This window comes from Bradyrhizobium sp. WSM2793 (genome assembly GCF_000379585.1).
Lineage (GTDB): Bacteria > Pseudomonadota > Alphaproteobacteria > Rhizobiales > Xanthobacteraceae > Bradyrhizobium.
In genome coordinates this window covers 1-21,094 of record NZ_KB902793.1, presented here as the reverse complement: position 1 = coordinate 21,094, position 21,094 = coordinate 1, and the positions used below count along the sequence as shown (strand labels likewise).

The 21,094-nt window shown below is 65.1% G+C and carries 16 protein-coding genes, 2 tRNA genes and 2 pseudogenes; 2 read left to right on the top strand and 18 right to left on the bottom strand.

Features of this window, described 5'->3' with window-relative positions:
- Positions 1-54 precede the first annotated feature (54 nt).
- The 8 genes from A3AS_RS0125710 to A3AS_RS0125675 form a co-directional block, all read right to left on the bottom strand.
- Positions 55-708 carry a protein-L-isoaspartate O-methyltransferase gene (locus tag A3AS_RS0125710; protein ID WP_018320417.1) on the bottom strand — a complete coding sequence of 218 codons (654 nt, stop codon included), beginning with the start codon at positions 706-708 and terminating at the stop codon, positions 55-57.
- A 137-nt stretch (positions 709-845) separates the two neighbouring features.
- On the bottom strand, positions 846-1,019 hold the full coding sequence (locus tag A3AS_RS46725; protein WP_018320416.1) for a hypothetical protein: 174 nt from the start codon (positions 1,017-1,019) through the stop codon (positions 846-848).
- A gap of 216 nt (positions 1,020-1,235) precedes the next feature.
- A tRNA-Asn gene (locus tag A3AS_RS0125700) sits at positions 1,236-1,310 on the bottom strand.
- A gap of 136 nt (positions 1,311-1,446) precedes the next feature.
- On the bottom strand, positions 1,447-1,815 hold the full coding sequence (locus A3AS_RS0125695; protein ID WP_018320415.1) for a hypothetical protein: 369 nt from the start codon (positions 1,813-1,815) through the stop codon (positions 1,447-1,449).
- Positions 1,816-2,021: 206 nt separating this feature from the next.
- Positions 2,022-3,716 carry a flotillin family protein gene (locus A3AS_RS0125690; protein WP_018320414.1) on the bottom strand — a complete coding sequence of 565 codons (1,695 nt, stop codon included), beginning with the start codon at positions 3,714-3,716 and terminating at the stop codon, positions 2,022-2,024.
- Between the two features lie 22 nt (positions 3,717-3,738).
- Positions 3,739-4,398, bottom strand: coding sequence for an OB-fold-containig protein (locus A3AS_RS0125685; RefSeq protein ID WP_018320413.1), 660 nt, complete (start codon positions 4,396-4,398; stop codon positions 3,739-3,741).
- 10 nt (positions 4,399-4,408) lie between these two features.
- On the bottom strand, positions 4,409-5,572 hold the full coding sequence (locus tag A3AS_RS0125680; protein WP_018320412.1) for a PspA/IM30 family protein: 1,164 nt from the start codon (positions 5,570-5,572) through the stop codon (positions 4,409-4,411).
- A gap of 319 nt (positions 5,573-5,891) precedes the next feature.
- The gene (locus A3AS_RS0125675) at positions 5,892-6,152 is read right to left on the bottom strand and encodes a hypothetical protein (RefSeq protein ID WP_026202356.1); all 261 of its coding nucleotides are present in this window, start codon (positions 6,150-6,152) and stop codon (positions 5,892-5,894) included.
- 260 nt (positions 6,153-6,412) lie between these two features.
- Between A3AS_RS0125675 and A3AS_RS0125670 the strand changes: the two genes are divergently transcribed.
- Entirely contained in the window at positions 6,413-6,610 is a 198-nt protein-coding gene (locus A3AS_RS0125670) for a hypothetical protein (protein ID WP_018320410.1), read from the top strand.
- Positions 6,611-6,692: 82 nt separating this feature from the next.
- Here A3AS_RS0125670 and A3AS_RS48500 read toward each other — a convergent pair whose 3' ends face one another.
- The 9 genes and pseudogenes from A3AS_RS48500 to A3AS_RS0125625 form a co-directional block, all read right to left on the bottom strand.
- On the bottom strand, positions 6,693-6,839 hold the full coding sequence (locus tag A3AS_RS48500; RefSeq protein WP_018320409.1) for a hypothetical protein: 147 nt from the start codon (positions 6,837-6,839) through the stop codon (positions 6,693-6,695).
- Between the two features lie 200 nt (positions 6,840-7,039).
- Positions 7,040-7,113 (bottom strand) — tRNA-Cys (locus A3AS_RS0125660).
- Between the two features lie 84 nt (positions 7,114-7,197).
- Positions 7,198-7,803: pseudogene (locus tag A3AS_RS0125655) on the bottom strand (ABC transporter ATP-binding protein); the annotation flags it as partial.
- A gap of 163 nt (positions 7,804-7,966) precedes the next feature.
- Positions 7,967-8,683: an ABC transporter permease gene (locus tag A3AS_RS0125650; RefSeq protein WP_018320407.1), complete on the bottom strand. Its 717-nt coding sequence runs from the start codon at positions 8,681-8,683 to the stop codon at positions 7,967-7,969.
- Positions 8,684-8,882: 199 nt separating this feature from the next.
- Positions 8,883-9,620, bottom strand: a complete 738-nt coding sequence (locus A3AS_RS0125645) for a tRNA-uridine aminocarboxypropyltransferase (protein ID WP_018320406.1) — start codon at positions 9,618-9,620, stop codon at positions 8,883-8,885.
- A 37-nt stretch (positions 9,621-9,657) separates the two neighbouring features.
- On the bottom strand, positions 9,658-12,762 hold the full coding sequence (locus tag A3AS_RS0125640; RefSeq protein WP_018320405.1) for an efflux RND transporter permease subunit: 3,105 nt from the start codon (positions 12,760-12,762) through the stop codon (positions 9,658-9,660).
- On the bottom strand, positions 12,762-15,911 hold the full coding sequence (locus tag A3AS_RS0125635; protein WP_018320404.1) for an efflux RND transporter permease subunit: 3,150 nt from the start codon (positions 15,909-15,911) through the stop codon (positions 12,762-12,764). Before A3AS_RS0125635 ends, A3AS_RS0125640 begins: the two co-directional genes overlap by 1 nt.
- 37 nt (positions 15,912-15,948) lie before the next feature.
- Complete coding sequence (locus A3AS_RS0125630) at positions 15,949-17,352, bottom strand: efflux RND transporter periplasmic adaptor subunit (RefSeq protein ID WP_018320403.1); 1,404 nt, start codon at positions 17,350-17,352, stop codon at positions 15,949-15,951.
- On the bottom strand, positions 17,342-18,826 hold the full coding sequence (locus A3AS_RS0125625) for an efflux transporter outer membrane subunit (RefSeq protein ID WP_018320402.1): 1,485 nt from the start codon (positions 18,824-18,826) through the stop codon (positions 17,342-17,344). The genes A3AS_RS0125630 and A3AS_RS0125625 overlap by 11 nt, the downstream gene beginning before the upstream one ends.
- Before the next feature lie 722 nt (positions 18,827-19,548).
- Between A3AS_RS0125625 and A3AS_RS0125620 the strand changes: the two genes are divergently transcribed.
- A complete protein-coding gene (locus tag A3AS_RS0125620) occupies positions 19,549-20,583 on the top strand; it encodes a cysteine synthase A (RefSeq protein WP_018320401.1) in 1,035 nt (344 codons plus the stop codon).
- A 61-nt stretch (positions 20,584-20,644) separates the two neighbouring features.
- Here the strand turns inward: A3AS_RS0125620 and A3AS_RS43825 are convergent.
- Positions 20,645-21,094 (bottom strand): annotated as a pseudogene (locus A3AS_RS43825) (acetylglucosamine transferase); the annotation flags it as partial.

Here is a 21,094-nt window from a genome sequence, read left to right as displayed (position 1 = left end):
AGCATCCCGGCCACACTTCTGATTCAGAACGGGATTTTATCGCGTTTTGGGCCGTCAGAACACAAAGGCGGCGGCCCGTTCCAACCCGGGAAGGACCGGAGCGGCAGCGTCGAACAGGGCCCGATGGCCGAATTCACCATGGGTATGGGTCACGATTATGGCACGCGGCGGCCTCGATTCGGCCGACACCCCCACCAGACGCCCGCCCTCCTTCAGCTGCCCGAGCAGCGCTTCCGGCACGACTTCAGTCGCGCCATTGAGGATGATCACGTCATAGGGAGCGGCGGACGGATCGCCTTCGGCGCAGCCCGCGGCCTTGCAGGTGACGTTGGCAAGGTTCAGGGCTGCCTTGGCTTTCGCGGCCAAAGCCGAATCGCATTCGGTGGCGGTGACCTGGCGTGCAAGCTTAGCGGTCAGTGCGGCGAGGTAGCCCGTGGCGCAGCCGACCACCAGCACGTTGTCGCCCTCGCCGATCTCGGCGGCCTGGAGCAGCTTGCCGGTCAGCTGCGGCTTGATCAGGAACCGCTTGGCCGCGCCTTCGCTCACGTCGAGGTCGAGGTCGAGATAAGCCAACGCCTGCCGGTCGGCCGGCACGAAGGCTTCCCGCGGAACCGTGAGCATGGCATCGAGAACACGACGGTCAGTGACGTCATTGGTGCGCACCTGGCCATCGACCATTTTGAGGCGCGCGGTCGAGAAACCGGACATTTGCGGACCCTGCAAGGCGGACGATGCCGCGGACGAAATTCGCGGCATCTTTGGAGCATGCACGGCCAAAACGCAACACGGCCGTTAGCCTGCGCGGCTAAGGCCTCCGCATGTTACCGCATCAGGGTCGGGACGGATTATTCGATGGCCACCGCAAGGCGGCCGATCAGAGCGGCGACCTCATCCAGCCGCGCCGAATCGGGCGTCTCGACCGCACGCGCCAGACAGGCGAGGCATTCGTCGTCGCTGAGCTCGGGAATGTCGGCCGGCAGAATCGAGGGGGCCATATGGTCGACCTGGATGTCTGGCATGGGAATCAGCTCCGTTAAGATCCGGCTATCGCGAAGCTCGATTTCAATTGAGTCGATTTGGCGCCGTCCGCATGGCGTGACGGGGCCAGCCCACAACACAACTGCTTGAATGCGATTCCCAGCCGGGATCGCGAAAGCGCGGTTCAGAGGGCACGGCAACAAGATTGCGCATCGCGCGAGAATGCGCCCATAACCCGTTGAATTTGCGGCAGGATTTGGCTCCCCGGGCTGGATTCGAACCAGCGACCATCCGATTAACAGTCGGATGCTCTACCGCTGAGCTACCGAGGAAAAGGCGAACCAGTCGTTCGCGCGCGGCTGCGTATAACAAAGCCGCTTGCGCTTGCAAAGGACGAATTCGTCATCATCCGCAATGCGCCGGAGGAAGGCTGGGATGCCCCCTCCTGCGGGCCATGTCTGCCAGAGACTACTCGGCGAGGAACGAGGTGGTCTTGGTGCCGGGATCGTAGCGCAGCCGAAGCGCGGTCATCTTGCAGAGGTTGACGTTTTTCCAGAGCACGGCTTCGTCGTAGTTCTGCCAGTCGACGCGGATGTTCCAGACGCAGCCCTCGTCGTCCTCGTCGAACTCGACATAGGTGCTGGCCTGGTTCTGCAAGACCTTCTCGAGCTCATTGTCCCATTCGTCCAGGCCATCGTCCGGCGCGTTGAAGCCCAGGAATTTGATGGCATAGCCGGTCTCGTTGACGACGGTGACGTTGCGGGCATCGGCCGCGAACGAGGGCATGGTGGCGATCGAAAGGCCGATCGCGATCAGTCCAGACAGAAAATATTTCATATGAAATTCCCCGATCGAAACAGGCTTCAGCGCCTGGCGTCGATCGGCGCAGGCGCCGCGGCAACCAATGTCGTTGCCTTGGAAGATCCGTCCGGAGTGCGATCGAAAGGTTCAAGACGATCGATCGTCACTCCGGCACGTTGCGCGACGCGAGACGCGCTCAGCCTGTTTATCGATTCGAATTCTCCGCAGCAATGAACGGGCATTCATAGATCGGCGGTGTTCGTCTTCTCTGGTGCCGGCGCGGGCACGGCGGCGCCGTTGCTCTTCCCGGTCACGGCGCCGACCAGCGCCTTCACGGGATCCTCGCCGGGCGCAAAGCCGCTCTGGCGCAGGATCTCGTCGATCATCGGACGCAGCGCGTGCACCTTGAGCAGCTCGCCGGCGAGTCCCTCGCCGAAGCCGACATTGCCTCCACCGGTGCCGTTGCCGCCGAACGCGCCGCCGGTGTGCAGGATACGGACGTCCTTCAGGTTGGCGATGGGCTTGACCATCTCGGCCAGCGCCGACGGCATCGTCTCGATTCGCTTCTTGGCGATCTCGAAGTCGATGACGTTGCTGCCGAGCTTGTTCTGCGCCTCGTTCTTCATGGTGATGACGGCCGCTTCCGCCTCGCCGATGTTGCGCACACCCACGGCCTTGATCTTGTTGGACTCGGCTTCCGCGGTGGCCAGCGTCTTGACGGCCTCGGCGCGATCGAGCGAGGCCTTCTTCTCGGCTTCGGCCGCGACGATCAGCTCCGTCGATTTGCGCTCGGCCTCGGTCCGCGCGGCCAGCACCTGGGTGAGACGGGCACGATCGGCGACCTCGACCGCGCGTGCGGTCACGACCTTTTCCTCCGCGGAGACCGCGATCGCTTCGGCGGTCTTGGCCTCGGCAACGGCCTCCGAGGTCTGCTTGCTCTTGGACGCGATCTGGATCTCGTTCTCTTGGGTCGCGATCTGGATCTCGCGCTGGGCGTCGGTCTTTCGCTTGTTGATCGCCAGATCCGACTCGATCACCGCGGTTTCCTTGACCTGCTTGGCGCCCGCCTCCTTCTCGGCGACCGCCCTGTCGGTATCGATGCGGGCATTCTCCTCAGTGAGGCGCGCGGTCTGCGTCGCGGTTGCGACCTCGGCGCGGGTGCTCGCGGTCTTGTTGGCGATGTCGCGCTCCTGCGACAGCTCGGCCTCCTTCTTGGTCCGCTCGATGCCGAGGGTCTGCTGCCGCGCCTCGAGGTCCTTCTGGGCGATCGCCACCTCGTTGTCGCGCACGATGGCGTTGCGGTCACGCCGGCGCGTCTCGGTGACGGTCTTGAGCTGGGTGAGACCTTCGGCGTCGAAGAAGTTTTCCGGGTTGAAGAACTTGACGTCGGTCTGGTCGAGCTTCGTGAGCGACACGGATTCAAGCTCGAGGCCGTTGGATTTGACGTCGGATTCGACTGTCGCCTGCACATGTTTGACGAAGTCCGAGCGCTTCTCCTGGAGTTCGAGGATGCTCATGGTCGCCGCCACCGAGCGCAGGCCGTCGACGAATTTCGCCTCGACCTGGTTGCGCAGGGCTTCGGCGTCATTGGTCAGTGCGCCCAGCGTCTGGCTCGCAAGCGCGATACTCTCGTCGTCGGGCCGGACGCGCACGTAGAATTCGGCGACGATGTCGACGCGCAGCCGGTCCTTGGTGATGAGGGATTCCCGCTCCTTGCGTTCCACGGTGAGCCGAAGCGTCTTCAGATTGACGCTGGCATAGGAGTGGAAGATCGGCAGGATCATGGCGCCGCCGTCCAGCACGACCTTCTTGCCGCCAAGGCCGGTGCGCACGAAGGCCTCGTCGCGGGTGGCGCGCTTGTAGAGGATGGTGAAGACGATCCCGAGGACGACGATCAGCGCGACGCCGATCATGGCCGGGACTGCGATGTCGAACATGATGCTCTCCGATAATGACTTGCTAACTGTTTAGAGTGGGCTTGGAAGGTTTGAGTTCATCGTCGGCCCTGACCGCCACGAAGCGGGTGCCGTCGCGATCGACCAGCAGGACCATGGTTCCCTGTGGCAGGGGCGATGACGCCGGCGCCGCAACCGCCCAGACGAAATGGCGGTTGCCGTGGACGTCGGCGACGCTGACCTTGCCGGGCGGCCCCTGGTCGAGCGGGCCGATGACGACCTCACCGATGCGGCCGACGAGATCCCCTAAGCCGACGGCATAGCTTTCATCCTTGGGAATGACCCGCGCGATCGCCCTGCTGGCAGCGCGGACCACCGGAACCGAGATCACGACGGCCCCCACCGAGGCCACTGTTGCCGGCAAGGGCCCCGCAACCATTCGCGCGATGTCCTGGATCAGGAAGCCGGTGATGGAGAAGGCGCCGAGCAGCAGCAACAGGAAGATCAGAAGCGGCACGCCGCCGACATTGATCCAGGAAATGGCGTTGATCACGCCATTGTCGCTGGGGTGACCGAAATCGATGTTGGTCCCGAGCATTTCGCTCAAGGAAGCCCCGACCAGCATCGAGACCACTTCGATCGAGCCGACGATGAGGATCATGGCCGCCGCGATCGCGAACGGCCTGACCTCCGGCGACATGACGTGTTCGAGCAGAGCGCTCATGACACGGCACTCAGGAGCGCGACTTCAACCGCGCGAGCCTCGCCGCAATTTCCTTGTCGCGATGCAGCGTGCTGAGCTCGTCGATGTCGCTCGAATAGGGAATGCCCGGCGGCACGCCGGTGGCGCGTGCCACCGCCCTGCCCGCCCGCAGCGCCTTCGCTGCCGCAGAGCCGCCGCCCTGTTTTCGGGATGACGTCGAGGCCTGATGGCTTGCGGCCGCCTCGCTCTTTTCGAGATCGGCACGGCGCTGCTCGGCGTCCTGCAGCGCAGACAGCACCGCGCGCAGCGAGGTGATGCATTGCTCGATTTTCTCGTTGTTCTCGTCGATGGCGCGGGAGAGCACATCGAACTGGGCCTCCAGATCCATCTGGCGCGCGATGCCGGCGCGGGCGAGATCGTCGCGGCTGTCAGCGATCGCGCCCTCGATCTTGGGCGCGAGATCGGCCATCTCGCGTTCGATCTCGGTGCGGCGCGCGTTGAGGCGATATTCCTCGGCACGCGCAGCGGCGAGCGCGTCGCGCGCTTCGCTCTCGGCGCGCTCGATCTCGCGGATGGCCTGGCTGACCACTTTCAGCTTGTTCTTGCCTTCGGCCTGCTCGATCGCGTCATAGGCGATCCCGGCGATCAGGCGCCCGACCCGGGACAGGAAGTTTTCGGGAGCGGCAGCGATGGTATCCATGGCGTTCTCCTCCTCTGGCAGATTGTTCGGCGTGACGCCGTAGTGAACTTCAAAGCCGTCGTCGGTGCGGATGAGGCGAGCGGGCACGCTCTGCCCCCAGCCCTCGGCATAGCCGGCATAATCGAAGGGCACGCTGAAGCGCCCTTGCACGGTCGCGATCGAAATGGTGGCCGGGCCCTTGATCTTGGCGAGCTTGTCGTCGAGCGGCAGACGGCGGCCCTGTGCCGCGCGATACTCGGCGCGGTCACGCAGGCCCAGCGTCACCAGGCGCGAGGGCAGCGCGGTCTGTTTGCGGATCGGGTCATAGGCGTGGGCATGCAGCAGGACGACGTTGGAGCCGACATTGTGGCTCCGCGCGACCTCATCGAGGATCTCCATCATGCGGTCATAGGCCTGGAAGGTCGCCTCCAGTGCAGCCTTGGCGGCCGGATCGGGGGCAAGCCTGTAACGCAGCGCGGACGGCGCGTTTCGGGGCGACTGGCTCATGGAAAGCACTAAAGCACCATTTTGGTGCTTTAGGAAGAGGAGGCCTGATCACGTTTCCCTGATCCTCATGCACGCTTACTATTAGTCGTTGTGCCCGGGACGCACGTTCAAGCCGGGCGTTCACCCCTAGATCACACCCGATCAAGGCTTCTTGCACGCGCGGGTTGCAATTTGAGACGAAATGCAGCGAGCGCTCGGCAAGCCCGTCTTCTCTCACTCGCATCGGCACAAAGGCTATCCACAGCCTGTCCGCAGCATATCCACAGAACCGCTATCGCGAATTCGTCAGCCGACGCGAGCCACTTGCTGCGCACACATCCACAGGCCCTTAACCGCCGGCCTGATCGAATACGCTGCGGCAGGCTTCGCTCAGGCTCGAGCGGTTGCGCCGCAGGCACGCCGTGATGGCGCGGACGTTGGGTATTTCGCCGGCGCAGAGCCGGTAGACGTCGGGCGTGCAGGCCCGGCGCTGTTCGGCTGTCCCCTGCGCGTGGGCGGTGGAAGCAAACAGCGTCAGGAACAGCCCGACCGTGGAGGCGCGGCGGGCTCGGCTCTTCACACCCGCAAACCGCAAGAACCTCGCCTTCATGACCAGTCTCCCGTTCGCCCTGCCCGCTCCGGCCTGCATTGGGCCGGTAGGCGAAGGGGTTAAGAGAAATAAACCGCCAAGGATGTGATCTCTTTCACACTGCCGGCGCAGCGGAGGAACCTAGAGTTTCCCAGGGGATTTTCACAAACCGCTAACCAATCGGGACCCGATCGCCGGATCGTTAAAATGCGAACGATCCGCTCAACCGGGTAACAAACCGGCTTTGCGACATTGCGCCGTCCGCGTTCTGCGAGGGTGCGATGAGAAGCGAAGCCGAATTCAACTTGTTGCTGGATGCCGTCCGGGACGCCATGGTCATTGAAGACTTTGCTCCCGCGCCGGAGGAGGAATTCGTGCCCCGCTCGTGGAGTTTTCACGCGACGCCCAAAGCCGCCAATGACAATGAGGGCGCCTGGCCCCTTCTGCCGTTCCCCGACGGCTGGTACGCGGCCTGCTGAAGCTGCTTTCACCCTGAGCCCTAGAGCCCGCTTCGCGGGCGTTTTGCCATAGGCACTGGGCGTAAAACTTGGCGCTGCGCAATCAGGTCTTGATGCGATCCTCGCCATCCTGCGGCACCCGGTCGGGTGCGGCCGATGGAAAGATGCTGTCATAGATCGCGCGAGCCTCGCGAATGAGGCGAGCCCGCTCCAGCTCGGATTTCGGGACAAATCGGACGATGTCGCCCACGGGTGCTCCAGCGCTCGTTGATGTCAGTCGCATCGCTTCGCAGATGCGAAGTCCATGCCAACGAGACTGAATCGGGGGGGCCAGCGAGCTCCGGACAAACCCGGAGATCGATCCACCTCTGAGGTCGGCAGAACATTTCGCGCAGCATCAGCGGAGCCGGCGGCGAGATCGAATTGTACTGGGAGATCAGAGGGATATGATGGAGGCCACGACCAGAATTGAACTGGTGTACACGGTTTTGCAGACCGTTGCGTAACCACTCCGCCACGTGGCCCCGTAAGGCCGGAGCAATATAGGGGATGAAGGGTTTAGGCAACCGCCTTCGTCCGATTTTGGCCGTCAGGGGACCTTCGAACCGCTACGCGCTCCTCCCGCCGGACCCCGCCAGATATTGCGCGAGAATCGTATCGGTTGCGCCGGCCGCGATGATCTTCCCCTGCTCCAGCAGGATCGCCCGGTTGCAGGTGCTCTGGATCAGCTCGATGTCATGCGAGGCGAGCACCAGGATGCCGGCGCGGGCGACGATTTCATCCAGCCGCTGCCGCGCCTTTTTGCGGAACTGCTGGTCGCCGACGCCGATCCATTCGTCGAGCAGCACGATCTCGCCCTCGACCGCGGTTGCGACCGCGAAGATCAGGCGCAGCATCATGCCGCTGGAATAGGTGCGCAGCGGCAGGTCGAGGCGGTCGCCGAGCTCGGTGAACTCGGCAATCTCCGCCCGCCGCGCGTCGATCTCGGCGCGCCGCGCGCCGATCACGAGCCCCCGCCGCATGATGTTCTCGTATCCGGTTGCTTCCTCGTCGAAGCCGGCCTGCAAATCGAACAGCGACAGGCAGCGGCCGCGTACGTCGATGCTCCCCGCCGTCGGATGGTAGATGCCGGCGAGAACCCGCAGCAGCGTGGTCTTGCCGGCGCCGTTGGCGCCGATGATGGCGAGGCGGTCGCCGGCGCGGATGTCGAGGCTGACCTCGTTCAACGCCGTGATGAGGTGCGAGACCGCCGCCTTCCGCCGCAGCGTCACGGCGCTGACGAACCGGCTGCGCAGCGAGCGGTCGCGAAACGACAGCACAGGAAACGTGACCGAGACGTCGCGAAGCACGATGTGGGCCGTGGTCGTCATGCGCGCATCACAGCCAATACGCCACGCGATGGCGGTATTTTGCGTAGCAGCCGAGGCCAATGACGGCGACGACGATCGCATAGAGGGTCCCTAACAGCCATTGCTCCGCATCGGTCGGCTGCGACAACAGCGGCCGGCGCACCAGATCGAGCAGCGTCGCGAACGGATTGACCCGCGTCAGCCAGTGAAACGCGGTGCCGCGCGCGCTGTCCTCGGTCCAGATGATCGGCGTGAGAAAGAACACGAATTGCAGGCCGCTGACGATCGCCGAACCAATGTCGCGAAAACGCGCGCAGAGCATGCCGAGCGCGACCGAGCCGCCGAGCAGCGTGAGGAACAGGATCGCAAAGCCGGGCAGCGCGAGCAGCATGCTCCAGCGCAGCGGCCAGGGCATCACGACGTAGAGCAGCACGACGATCACCAAATGATGCGCGAAGATGAGGACGTTGCGCGCGATCATCTGGAGGACATGAACGATCAGCGGGGCCGGCACCGCCTTAATGAGATGGCCGGACGCGACGAAGATGTTGGAGCCCTCCTGGAGCGTCGTGGCGATCAGGGTCCAGACGATCAGGCCGACTGCGAAGGACGGCAGGAAGGTGGCGATGTCCTGCTTGAACAGGGCCGCATAGACGGTGCCGACGCTTGCGATCGTCGCGGCCAGCGTCAGCGTGATCCAGAGCGGGCCGATCACGGTCCGGCGGTAGCGCAGCGAAATGTCCATCAGCGCGAGCGTGCCCCAACGATCGGGCCGCGCCGCCTGTGCCAGGATTTCCTTCGCTGCGAGCTGAATTCGACTGCCCCTCAGGTTCTCGCTCTCCGATGCCGCAACAGGAGAGCAGATCGCAACCGGTTTCGGCCGATCGTCTCTAGACGCCCGGCTGTCGCGGTGCAATCGACCGTACAGATGATGCGGGCCGAAGTCAGGCTCGTTTGCGCCGCCGGAAGTCGCGCCGGCCCTTCGGGGCAGGTTTTGGCGCCAATTCCGGCATCTCGGCCTGGACCTCGCGGTAGCGTATTAACAGGCGTTCAAAGCTCGCATTCAGCGTCTCTGCGATGTCGGGACGCCGCTCGAGCCCGGCGAGAATCGTTGCCGCGGCCTCGATTGTGGAGAGCCCGTCCTTGCGCGGCTCCTTGCGCAGACGGCCATAGCGCGAGGGGTGCGCCGGGTTGAGGATGACGCGCTGGCATTTCAGCATCCAGGGATTGCGCCACCACAGCGCCTTGGCCTGGCTCCAGGTGCCGTCGAGCAGCACGACGCCTTCGAGCTTGCCGAGGATCGCGCGCTGGTTCTCCGCGACCTCGCCCTTGCGGTTGAGCGCGACGATTTCGCCTTCCGCTTCGAGATCGGCGGCGCGGGCCGAGCCGAGATAGAGCACGGCCCAACGCGCGGCATTCTCGACCGGCCGTCCCAACGCCTTGGACAGGCTCGGCCAGGACAGGCCGACCCGCACCGTGGCATCGGCAAAATGCCTGGCAAGCAGGCGCGCGGTGCCGAGCGCCCTGTCCTGCTCCTGCGGGTGCTGGAGGATCAGGAGTGAGAGGCGATTTTCGATTGGCGTGACGCTGTCGCAGATGCACAGCGGCATCGGCTTCTGGCAATGCGGGCACTCGGGGATCGGATCGGCCGGCGCGGCGGCCGTGTCTGGCGGGTTCGACATGGGCGCCGCTATACGCTTGATGCGGCGCTTCAACAACCTATTCCGCGGGCGCAGGCACCGGGCGCGGCGCGGACCGGCGCCGCAGGCGATCGATCAAGAGGTAGATCACCGGCGTGGTGTAGAGCGTCAGGATCTGCGAGACGAACAGGCCGCCGATGATGGTGATGCCGAGCGGACGGCGCAGCTCCGTGCCGGGGCCGGTCGCCACCACCAGCGGGATGCCGGCGAACAGCGCCGCCATGGTCGTCATCAGGATCGGCCGGAAGCGCGCCTGGCAGGCCTCGAAGATCGCTTCCGCCGAGGACAGGCCGCGCTGGCGTTCGGCGTCGAGCGCGAAATCCACCATCATGATGCCGTTCTTCTTGACGATGCCGATCAAGAGGATGATGCCGACGAAGGCGATCACCGTCAGCGGCGTGTTGGTGAGCTGCAAGGCGAGCAGCGCGCCTAACCCCGCCGAGGGCAGCGTCGAGATGATCGTGAGCGGATGGGCGAGACTCTCGTAGAGCACCCCGAGCACGATATACATCGCCACCAGCGCGCCGAGGATCAGGAGCGGCTGGCGGCCGCTGGTCTTGGCGAAGTCGCCGGCATTGCCGTCGAAGCTGCCGCGGATGCCTTCGGGCATGTGCAGTTCCTCCACCGCCCGCTGGATGTTCTGGGTCGCTGCCTGAAGCTGCACGTCCGGCAGCAGGTTGAACGACACCGTCGTCGAGGGAAACGACTGCGAGTGATAAACCGCGAGCGCGGCCAACCCACGCGTCGCATGCACCACGGCCGACAGCGGCACCTGCGCGTCGTTCGCGCCGGCAACGTAGATGCGCTCGAGGTTGGAGGGATCAACCTGGAACTTGGGATCGATCTCCAGCACGGTCATGTACTGGTTGCGCTGGGTGTAGATGATCGAGATCTGCCGCTGCGAAAAGGCGTTGTTCAGCGCGTTGTCGATGTCCTGGACTCGGACGCCGAGTGCCGAGGCCTTCTGACGATCGATGTTCAGGGTCAGCTGAAGCCCGCCGGGATCGCGGTCGCTGGAGATGTCGGTGATACCCTCGACGCTCTCCATGCGCTTGGCCACGATCGGCGCCCACTTTTGCAGCAGACCGAGGTCGGTGCTGGTCAGCGTGTACTGGAAGTCGGAATCACTCTGCCGCCCGCCGGCACGGACGTCCTGGGCAGCGAACATGAAGAGGCGAATGCCGGGCACGGGGTACAGCGCGCGCCTCAGACGGTCGATCACGACCTGCGTCGAGACGTGGTCGCGCTCCCCCGGCGGCTTCAGGCTGATATACATGATGCCGCGGTTCGAGGTCGCTCCCCCCGGCCCGCCTCCGGCGCCGACGGTCGAGCCGATGCCGGCCACGGCCGGATCCTGCATCACGATGTCGGCAAGCCGCTGCTGGAGGCCGAGCATCGACTGGAACGAGATGTCGGCCGAGGCACGCGTCGCTCCGATCACGAAGCCGGAATCGTCGGTCGGAAAATAGCCCTTGGGGACCTTGATGTAGAGCGTCACCGTGAGGCCGATGGTGGCGAAGAACACCAGCAGCGTCGCCAGCGGATAGTCCAGCACGGTGCGCAAGGTCCGGGCGTAGAAGGCGACGATGCGCGACAGCGAGCCCTCGATCACCCGATCGAACAGCGTCGCCGTGCCGGACGTGGCCTGCCGGATGTAATGGGCGCAGATCATCGGCGTGACCGTGAGCGACACCAGCGTCGAGACCAGGATAGCGAAGGTCAGCGTCAGCGAGAATTCGCGCAGCAGGCGGCCGACAATACCGTCCATGAAGATCAGCGGCGTGAATGCCGCGATCAGCGACAGGCTGATCGAGACCACGGTGAAGCCGATCTGCTTCGCGCCCTCCTGCGCTGCTCGGAACGGCCGCATGCCGTGCTCGAGATTGCGGTACATGTTCTCGATCATGACGATGGCGTCGTCGACCACGAAGCCGACGGAGATCGCGAGCGCCATCAGCGACAGATTGTCGATCGAGAAGCCCGCGACCCACATGCCGGCGCAGGTGCCGGCCAGCGCCAGCGGCACCGAGATGCCGGCCGCGATGGTCGGCGTCAGCCTGCGCAGGAACACGAACACCACGACCATCACCAGGACCGCGGTCGCCAGCAACGTCCATTGCATATCGAGCACGCTGGCGCGGATCGTGCCGGTGCGGTCGACCAGGGTGGAGATCTCGACGCCGGCCGGAATCCACTGCTTCAGCTGGGGGACCAGCGCCTTCACCCTGTCAACGGTGTCGATGACGTTGGCATCGCCCTGCTTGGTGATCTGGATCAGCACTGCCGGCTGCTTGTTGAACCAGGCGATCGAGCGGGCGTTACGGACGGAATCCTCGATGTCGGCGACGTCGGACAGCCGCACGAAATTGCCGTTGGCGCTCTTGATGACGATGTCGCGGAACTCTTTCGCCGTGCGCATCTGCTTGTTGAGCGCCAGCGTCTCGCTCTGGCGCTCGCCGTTGAAGATGCCGACGGGACCGAGCGGGTTGGCATTGACGATCGCGGTCCTGACGTCGTCGGTGGCGATGCCGGCGTTCGACAGCGCGACGGGGTTGAGCTGGACCCGCACGGCCGGCTGGTCGGCGCCTGATACCGTGACGTCGCCGACTCCAGGCACCTGCGAGATGCGCTGCGCCAGAACCGTGTCGGCGACATCGTAAATCGCGCTGGCGGACAGCGTCTTCGAGGTCAGCGCCAGCACGAAGACGGGCGCGCCGGCCGTGTTGGCCTTGCGGAAGCGCGGCAGCGTCGGCAGGTCGCTCGGCAGATCGACCATCGCGGCGTTGATCGCCGCCTGCACGTCGCGCGCGGCCTTGTCGATGTTGCGGCCGATGTCGAACTGGAGCTGGATGCTGGTGTTGCCGAGCGTCGAGGTCGAGGTGATCTGATTGATGCCCGAGATCTCTCCGAGCCGCCGCTCCAGTGGTGAAGCCACGGTGGCCGCCATAACCGACGGGTCGGCGCCGGGCCGGCTGGCCGAGACGAAGATGGCGGGGAAGTCGACGTTCGGGACCGAGGCGACGGGAAGGAAATCGTAGGCGACCACACCCAGCAGGAACAACCCGATCGACAGCAGCGTGGTGGCAACCGGGCGGCGGATGAAGGGCTCCGAGATCGATGCCATCACTGCATCCCCTCGGTCGCGCCCGCGACCGGCGGGCCGCCGGATTCGGCCGGCGGCAGCGCCTGCTCGAGGCGGCGGTTGATGCGGTCGAGCGCGAGGTAGATCACGGGCGTGGTGTAGAGCGTCAGCAATTGGCTGAGCAGCAGCCCGCCGATGATGGAGATGCCGAGCGGAAAGCGCAGCTCGGCGCCGGTGCCGCTCTCGATCGCCAGCGGCAAGGCGCCGAACAGCGCTGCCAGCGTCGTCATCATGATGGGACGGAAGCGCAACAGACAGGCCTGCACGATCGCCTCGTTGGGCGACATGCCCTGCCCGCGCTCGGCCTCGAGCGCGAAGTCGATCATCATGATCGCGTTCTTCTTGACGATACCCATCAGCAAAATGATGCCGATCAGGCCGATCACCGACAGGTCCTGCCCGCACAACACCAGCGCCAGGATCGCCCCGACGCCGGCCGAGGGCAGCGTCGACAGGATCGTGATCGGATGGATGTAGCTCTCATAGAGCACGCCGAGCACGATGTAGATCGTGATCACGGCCGCAAGCAGCAGCCAGGGTTGTCCCGCCAGCGCCTTGGCGAACTCAGCGGCATCGCCGGCATAGACGCCGACGATGCTGTTGGGCATTTCGATCCGGGTCTCGATCGCTTTCACGGCCTCGACGGCATCGCCGAGCGCGGCACCCGGCGCGAGATTGAAGCTGAGCGACACGGACGGGAATTGCGCCTGGTGTGAGATCGCGAGCGGGGCCGTGGTGCGCTTCAGCGTCGCCACGGCCGACAGCGGCACCTGGGCATTGGGCGCGCCGACTGTAGTGCTCGCGGCGCCCGGCAGATAGAGTTTTGACAGGATCGAGGGATCGCGCTGGTACATCGGCAGCGCCTCCAGCACCACGCGGTACTGGTTGGCCTGGCCGTAGATGGTCGAGATCTGGCGCTGCGCGAAGGCATCGTTGAGCGTATCGGTGATGCCTTGCAGGCTGACGCCGAGCTGGCCCGCGCGGGTGCGATCAACGTCGAGCTGCGCCCGCAGGCCGCCTTCCTGCGCCTCCGAGGAGACGTCGCGGAACAGGGGATCGCGCCGCATCTCCGTAACCAGCTTGCGCGCCCATTCCGACACCAGCGCCGCATCGGTGCCGGTGAGCGTGTACTGGTATTGCGAGCGGCTCGACTGGGTCGAGATCTGCACGTCCTGCACCGGCTGGAAATAGACGGTCATGCCGGGAATGCCCGCCACCCGCTGCTTCAACCGGGTCACGACCACGCTGACATCGTCGCGCCGCTCGCCGCGCGGCTTCAAGGTCATGACGAGCCGGCCGACATTGGTGGTCGGATTGACCGAGCCGGCGCCGATCACCGAGACCACGCCGACCACGTCAGGATCCGCCTTGATGGTGTCGGCAACCTCGCCCTGCCGCTTCTGCATCTCCGCGAACGACACGTCCGGCCCCGCCTCCGTCACGGCCGTGATCGAGGCGGTGTCCTGCAGCGGCAGGAAGCCTTTTGGCGCAACGACGTAGAGGACGAGGGTCGCAATCAGCGTGGCGAAGGTCACGACCAGCGTGGCGCGCTGGCGCTCCAGCACCCAGAGCAGCGTCCGATGATAGGCCTCCACGGTGCGGTCGATGAAGCGGCTGATGGCGGCGAGGCCCGGCACCGCCAGCTCCTCATGAGCGTGCTTGAGCAGGCGCGAGCACATCATCGGCGTCAGCGTCAGCGAGACCACGGCCGAGGTCACCACCGCGATCGTCAAGGTCAGCGCGAATTCGCGGAACATGCGCCCGACGAGACCCGACATGAACAGCAGCGGGATGAAGACTGCGATCAGCGACACCGTCAGCGAGATCACGGTGAAGCCGATCTCGCTGGCGCCCTTCAGCGAGGCCTCCATCGGCCCGTCGCCGTTCTCCATGTGGCGGACGATATTCTCGATCATGACGATGGCGTCGTCGACGACGAAGCCGGTGCCGATCGTCAGCGCCATCAGCGACAGATTGTCGAGGCTGAAGCCGGCGAAATACATGATGCCGAAGCTGGTGATCAGCGACAGCGGCAGCGCCACGCCGGCGATCAGGGTGGCCCGCAGCGAGCGCAGAAACAGCAGCACCACCAGCGTCACCAGCACGACGCTGAGCACCAGCGTGAACTGCACGTCGTGGACCGAGGCGCGGATGGTCACGGTGCGGTCGGAGACGATGGTGAGGTTCACGCCGGCCGGGATCGCGCGCTGCACTTTAGGGATTTCGGCGCGGATCTGGCTGACGACGTCGATGACGTTGGCGCCGGGCTGGCGCTGGATGTCGATGATGACGGCGGGCGTGCCCTGGTACCAGCCGCCGGTGCGGTCGTTCTCGAGGCCATCGACGATCTGCGCGACGTCGGCGATGGTGACCGGCGAGCCGTTGCGGTAGGCGATGATGACGGGCTTGTAGGCATCGGCGGCGGCGATCTGGTCGTTGGCCGCGATGATGTAGGATTGCTGCGCGCCGTCGAGCGAGCCTTTCGGCCCCGAGACATTGGCATTGGCGATCGCGGTGCGCAGATCTTCCATGGCGATGCCGTAGGCGGCGAGCCGCGCCAGATCGGCCTGGATGCGTACGGCCGGCTTCAGCCCGCCCAGCACCGAGACCCGTCCGACGCCGGAGATCTGGCTCAGCCGTTGCGCCAGGAGCGTGTCGGCGATGTCGCTCATCGCCCGCAGCGAGATGGTGTCGGAGCGCAGCGCCAGCGTCATCACCGGGGCGTCCGCCGGGTTCACCTTGGCGTAGGTCGGCGGATAAGGCAGCGTCTTGGGCAGCACGCCCGCCGCTGCGTTGATCGCGGCCTGCACGTCCTGGGTCGCGCCGTCGATGTCACGGTTGAGATCGAACTGGAGCGAGATCTGGCTGACACCGAACGAGCTCGTCGAGTTCATCGCCGACAGCGACGGGATCTGGCCAAGCTGCCGCTCCAAAGGCGCGGTGATCAGTGAGGCGATCACGTCGGGGCTCGCGCCGGGAAGCTGCGTCGTCACCTGCACGGTCGGGAAATCGACCTGCGGCAGCGCCGAGACCGGCAGCGCGAAATAGCCCAGCAGCCCGCCGATCAGCAGCGCGATGCCGAGCAGCGAGGTCGCGATCGGACGGCGGATGAAGGGTTCGGAGACACCCATGGGATCTGCCTGCCGCTTCAAGCGGCTGTTGTCGGGATCATGGCTGCTTGGCTCCACTTCCCGCCGCCCCCGGCCCGGGGGCCGGCCCGGTCTGCCCCTTCTGGTCGCCCTCGCTGCTCTTGCGCTTGGCGCGGAACTCGCCGTCCTTACCCTGTCCGTCCTTCTGGTGCTCCTTCTGCCCTTCCTTGGCACCATCCTTCTTCTGGGCGTCAAGCCCGCGCGACCGCTTGCGCGGGGCGAGATCGGCCGACGGGGTCTGGTCGTCGCGGCCGATGGTCACCTTGGAGCCGTCGGACAGATTGGCAAAGCCCGTGGTGACGACCCTGTCGGTCGCCGACAGGCCGCTGGCGATCACCGCGTCATGCTCGTTCTGCTGGGTCACGGTCACGGGCTTGGCCGAGACGATATTGTCCTCGCCGATGACATAGCTGAATGTCCCGATCGGGCCGCGCTGCACGGCCGAGGTCGGCACCACCAGCGCCTGCGTCAGCGTCTCGACCTTGAGACGGACATTGACGAACTGGCCGGGCCAGAGCTGGTAGTTGGCGTTGGGAAACTCGGCCTTGAGCTTGAGCGTGCCGGTGGTCTGGTCGACCTGGTTGTCGATGCCGGTGAGCTTGCCGGTATCGATCACGGTGATGCCGTCATTGCCGAACACGTCGACCGCCAGCGTACCCTTCGACGCCGCGGCGTTGACGCGCATGATTTGTTGCTGCGGCAGGCTGAACCATACCGCGATCGGCTGCAATTGCGTGATCACCACGAGGCCCGTGGTGTCGGCGGCGTGGATGATGTTGCCCTGGTCGACCTGGCGCAGGCCGGCTCGCCCTGAGAGCGGCGCCACGATCTTGGTGTAGCTAAGCGTCGCCGCCGCGTTGTCGATCGCAGCCTGGTCGGCCTTGACCAGCGCCTCGGTCTGCGCGACCAGCGCGCGCTGGGTGTCGGCCTGCTGCTTGGAGCCGGCGTTGGAGGCAGCGAGCTGCTCGTACCGTGTCAGGTCGATGCGCTGGTTGGCGAGCTGGGCCTGGTCCTGCGCCTTCTTGGCGACCGCCTGGTCGTAGGTTGCCTGGTAGAGCGCGGGATCGATCTCGCCGAGCACGTCGCCCTTTTTGACGTCCTGCCCTTCGGTAAAATTCACGGCGATCAGCTTGCCGTCGACCTGCGAGCGCACGGTCACGGTGTTGAGCGCGCGGATCGCGCCGACGCCGTCGAGATAGACCGGAACGTCCTGAACGCGGGGCGTCGCCGCCAGCACGGGCACCGGCAGGTCCGGCCGCGCGTTTCGGTCGGCAGCCGGCTTCTGGTGCATCGCGTTCCAGCCGAGATAGCCGAGGCCACCAAGGATCGCGAGCGTGATCAGGGTCATGACGAAACCGCGGCCGCGCGACTTCTTCGCCGTCCCCTCCTTCGCGTCCTGCTTGGTATCCGGCTTAAAGAGCATTGACCGGTTTCTCCATTCGCGGCTCCCAGCCGCCGCCGAGCGCCTGATACAGGCTGACGATGGCGAGCAAGCGGGCCAGTTGCGCCTGTGACAGCGCGTCTTCCGCCTGGAACAGGGTCAGTTGAGTGTTGAGTACAGTCACGATGTCGGCGGTGCCGGCGCGCAGTTGCTGCTCGGAGAGATCGAAGGCGCGGCGTGAGGCGACGACGACGTCGCGTTGCAATTGCAGCTTGATCGTGGTCTGCTTGATCGAGAACAGCGCATTGTCGACGTCGGCGAACGACTGGATGATGGTCTTGCGGTAGGTCTGGAGCAATTCGTCCTGCCGCGCCTTGGCCAACTCGAAATTGCCGAGGATCTTGCCGCCGTCGAAGATCGGCTGCGTGGCGCTGCCGACGAGCTGGAAGAAGGCCGCATGCGGCTGGAACAGCGAGACCAAAGCCGAGCTCTGATAGCCGCCATTGCCGGTGAGCTGAATGGTCGGAAAGAACTGAGCACGGGCATTGCCGATATTCGCCGTCGCCGAGGCAAGCTGCGCCTCCTGTCGGCGGATGTCGGGCCGCTGCGTCAGCAGCTCCGAAGGCAGGCCGGGCGTGACGCGCGGGATCGCGATCCGGTCCAGCGAGCCGCCGAGCACGCGCACGCTTTCCGGCGGGCGCGAAACCAGCACGGCGAGCGCGTTGACGTTCTGGTCCAGCGTCTGGCGCAGCGGCGGCACCAGGGCTTTCTGGTTGGCAAGCACGCTCTCCTGTTGGGCGACGTCGAGATCGGTGCCGGTGCCGGCCCTGCGCCGCTCCCTGACCGCATCGAGGATGCGCTGCGCGCTCGCAATGTTGCGCTGTGAGGTCCTGATGCGGTCCTGCGAGGCCAGCACCTGGAAATAGGCGTTGGCGACGGCCGCCAGCGTCGTCAGCGCGACGGTGTCGCGGTCAAAGCGGTTGGCGTTCGCCGTCTCTTCCGCCGATTGCAGCGCATCGCGATTCTGGCCCCAGAAGTCGAGCTGGTAGCTCGCGCTCAGCGAGGCCGAATAATTGACGACTTCGCGGCCGCCGATCGAAAGGCCGGACGCGCTCGAGCCCGAGGTGCGCGAATAGGTTTCCGATCCGCCTGTCGAGACGGTCGGCAGCAGCGCAGCCCCCGCCTGCCGCGCCTGGGCGTCGGCCTGGACGATGCGCGCAACGGCGGCGGCGATGTCGAGGTTGACGGTTTGCGCCTCCTCCATCAGCTGCGTCAGCTGCGCGGAGCGGAACCCGCGCCACCAATCCAGTGACGGCGGCGCATCACCCTTGCCCGCATATTTGTACTGCGTAGGAACGTCGAGGGCGGGATCGGGAAGATCCTGGGTCAGCACGCAAGCCCCCGAACCGGCGGCAAGGCACACCACCGCAATCCAGCGCGCCGCGCGCAGCGTCCGGGATGCAGAACCTTCAGACCGCCGCATGGCGATCGCAGGAACATCCTCTGTCACATCCATCCCCCGCGGGGCAGATCGAACCGCCGCGCAGCCGGATTAGCCGATTCGCGGCGCGACAGTCGGGGGGCTTTGGACAACTCGTTCACAGCGGCGATGCTTTCTGCGGAACCTCGAAAATCATACTAGCCGGGCGCTGAACTGCGGGACAGTCCCGCAGTTGCGAGATGGCCACGCCGACGAAGTGGAAACGAACCGCTCGAAATTCAAAAGACGGCTGTCTCGCAGGGATTTTTCTCATTTTGAAACATTGGGATACACGATCAAGCTTACCAAGATTTCATGTGATATTGCTGCCACAGCGGCACTTGGGCGTTTCCATCCGACCGCACCACGCCCCGCCTCAGTCGCGCCCTGGCTGAGTAATCTCACAAGCCCGTCAATCGCCGAACAGAAAGCCGTTCCTCGGGCCGATATGATTCGACCATCCGGGCGTCATCCACGGCCCTCGATGGCGAGAAGCCTCGGCCTTGGAAAAAGTTTGTCGCGAGTTGGCTGGTCACGACTGTCATCTTCCCTGGCCTGACGGAGCGCAGGCGTTTCCTCCTATCGATATCCCGGCTTGCGGCCGAGCGCATCGCCGCCGGGCGCGCCTCTTGGGAATATTGCTGTTTGAGCAGAGGTTTCGCTCGGTTTCGCCGCAACGCAAAAGCCTTCCCCTTTGGCCTTCCAAGCACTACGTTCTCGCCAACCAGATCAACCCCCTTGGTAGCGATTTCCCTGACATGACCATTCGAAATGACGTTGTCGAAGCCATCGGCAACACCCCGCTGATCAAGCTGAAGCGCGCCTCGGAACTGACCGGCTGCACCATTCTCGGCAAGGCCGAGTTCATGAATCCCGGCCAGTCGGTCAAGGACCGCGCCGGCAAATGGATGATCCTGGAGGCCGAGAAGCGCGGCGAGCTCAAGCCGGGCGGTCTCGTAGTGGAATCGACCGCCGGCAATACCGGCATCGGCCTTGCGGTCGTCGCCAGCGCGCGCGGCTATCGCACTCTGATCGTGATCCCGGAAACGCAGAGCCAGGAGAAGAAAGACTTCCTGAAGCTGTGCGGCGCCGAGCTGATCGAGGTGCCGGCCCTGCCCTACGCCAACCCCAACAGCTACCAGCATGTCGGCCGCCGCCTCGCCGACGAGCTGCGCAAGACCGAACCCAATGGCGTACTGTTCGCCGACCAGTGGAATAACCTCGACAATGCCAAGGCGCATTACGAGTCCACCGGACCCGAAATCTGGGAGCAGACCGGCGGTAAGGTCGACGGCTTCGTCTGCTCGGTCGGCAGCGGCGGCACGCTGGCTGGTGTCAGCCGTTACTTGAAAGAGCAGAACAAGAACGTGCGGATCGCATGCGCCGATCCGCATGGCGCCGGCATGTATGAATACTTCAGGACCGGCGATCCCAAGGCGACGCCGGGTGGCTCGATCACCGAGGGCATCGGCCTCAACCGGGCGACCGCCATCGTGGAGACCGCGAAGGTCGATGATGCCTATCTCATTCCCGATGCCGAAGCCGTCGGCGTGATCTACGAACTGCTGCAGCACGAGGGCCTGTGTCTCGGCGGCTCGACCGGTGTCAACATCGTGGGCGCAATGCGCCTCGCCAAGCAGCTCGGACCCGGCAAGACGATCGTCACCGTGCTGTGCGATTCCGGCAGCCGTTATCAGTCGAAGCTGTTCAACGCGGACTTCATGCGCGCCAAGAACCTGCCGGTGCCGGAATGGTTGGAGAAGCGCAGCAACATCAAGCCGCCCTTCGTGTGATCGTCACGCGCCCCCTCGGGTCGGGGACGCGCGTCACAAAGCTCAGCGCGGTTCGTCCGGCTTATACGACCTCGCCGCGCTCCGCAGCAGCGGCACAATAGTCGCGCCAGAACCGGCGATACCCCTCCTCGACCCTGCGCGTGTAAATCTCGACATTGCCGGCGGGCGAAGCTGCAATCCGAGCCGGTAGGCCCGCGCGCAATTTCGCCAGATAGTCGGGCTGCGACGCGAATTTGCGGGCGATCTCGACATAGCCGTCGTCATCCTCGGCGACCCAGTCGTTAAGCCCGACCGCCGCCACGATGGCGCCGCCGGCGCGCGATGAGGCACCATGACCGAGCTTGGCCACGACAGGAACGCCCGCATAGAGGGATTCCCAGGTGCTGATGCCGCCATTCTGCGGGAATGGATCGAGCGAAATATCGACTTGCGCGAAGGTCCGCAGATGATCCGCCCGCCCTGACGAGCCCAGGCAGGTGATGTTCTGTTCGGGGATGCCCTGGTTCACGAG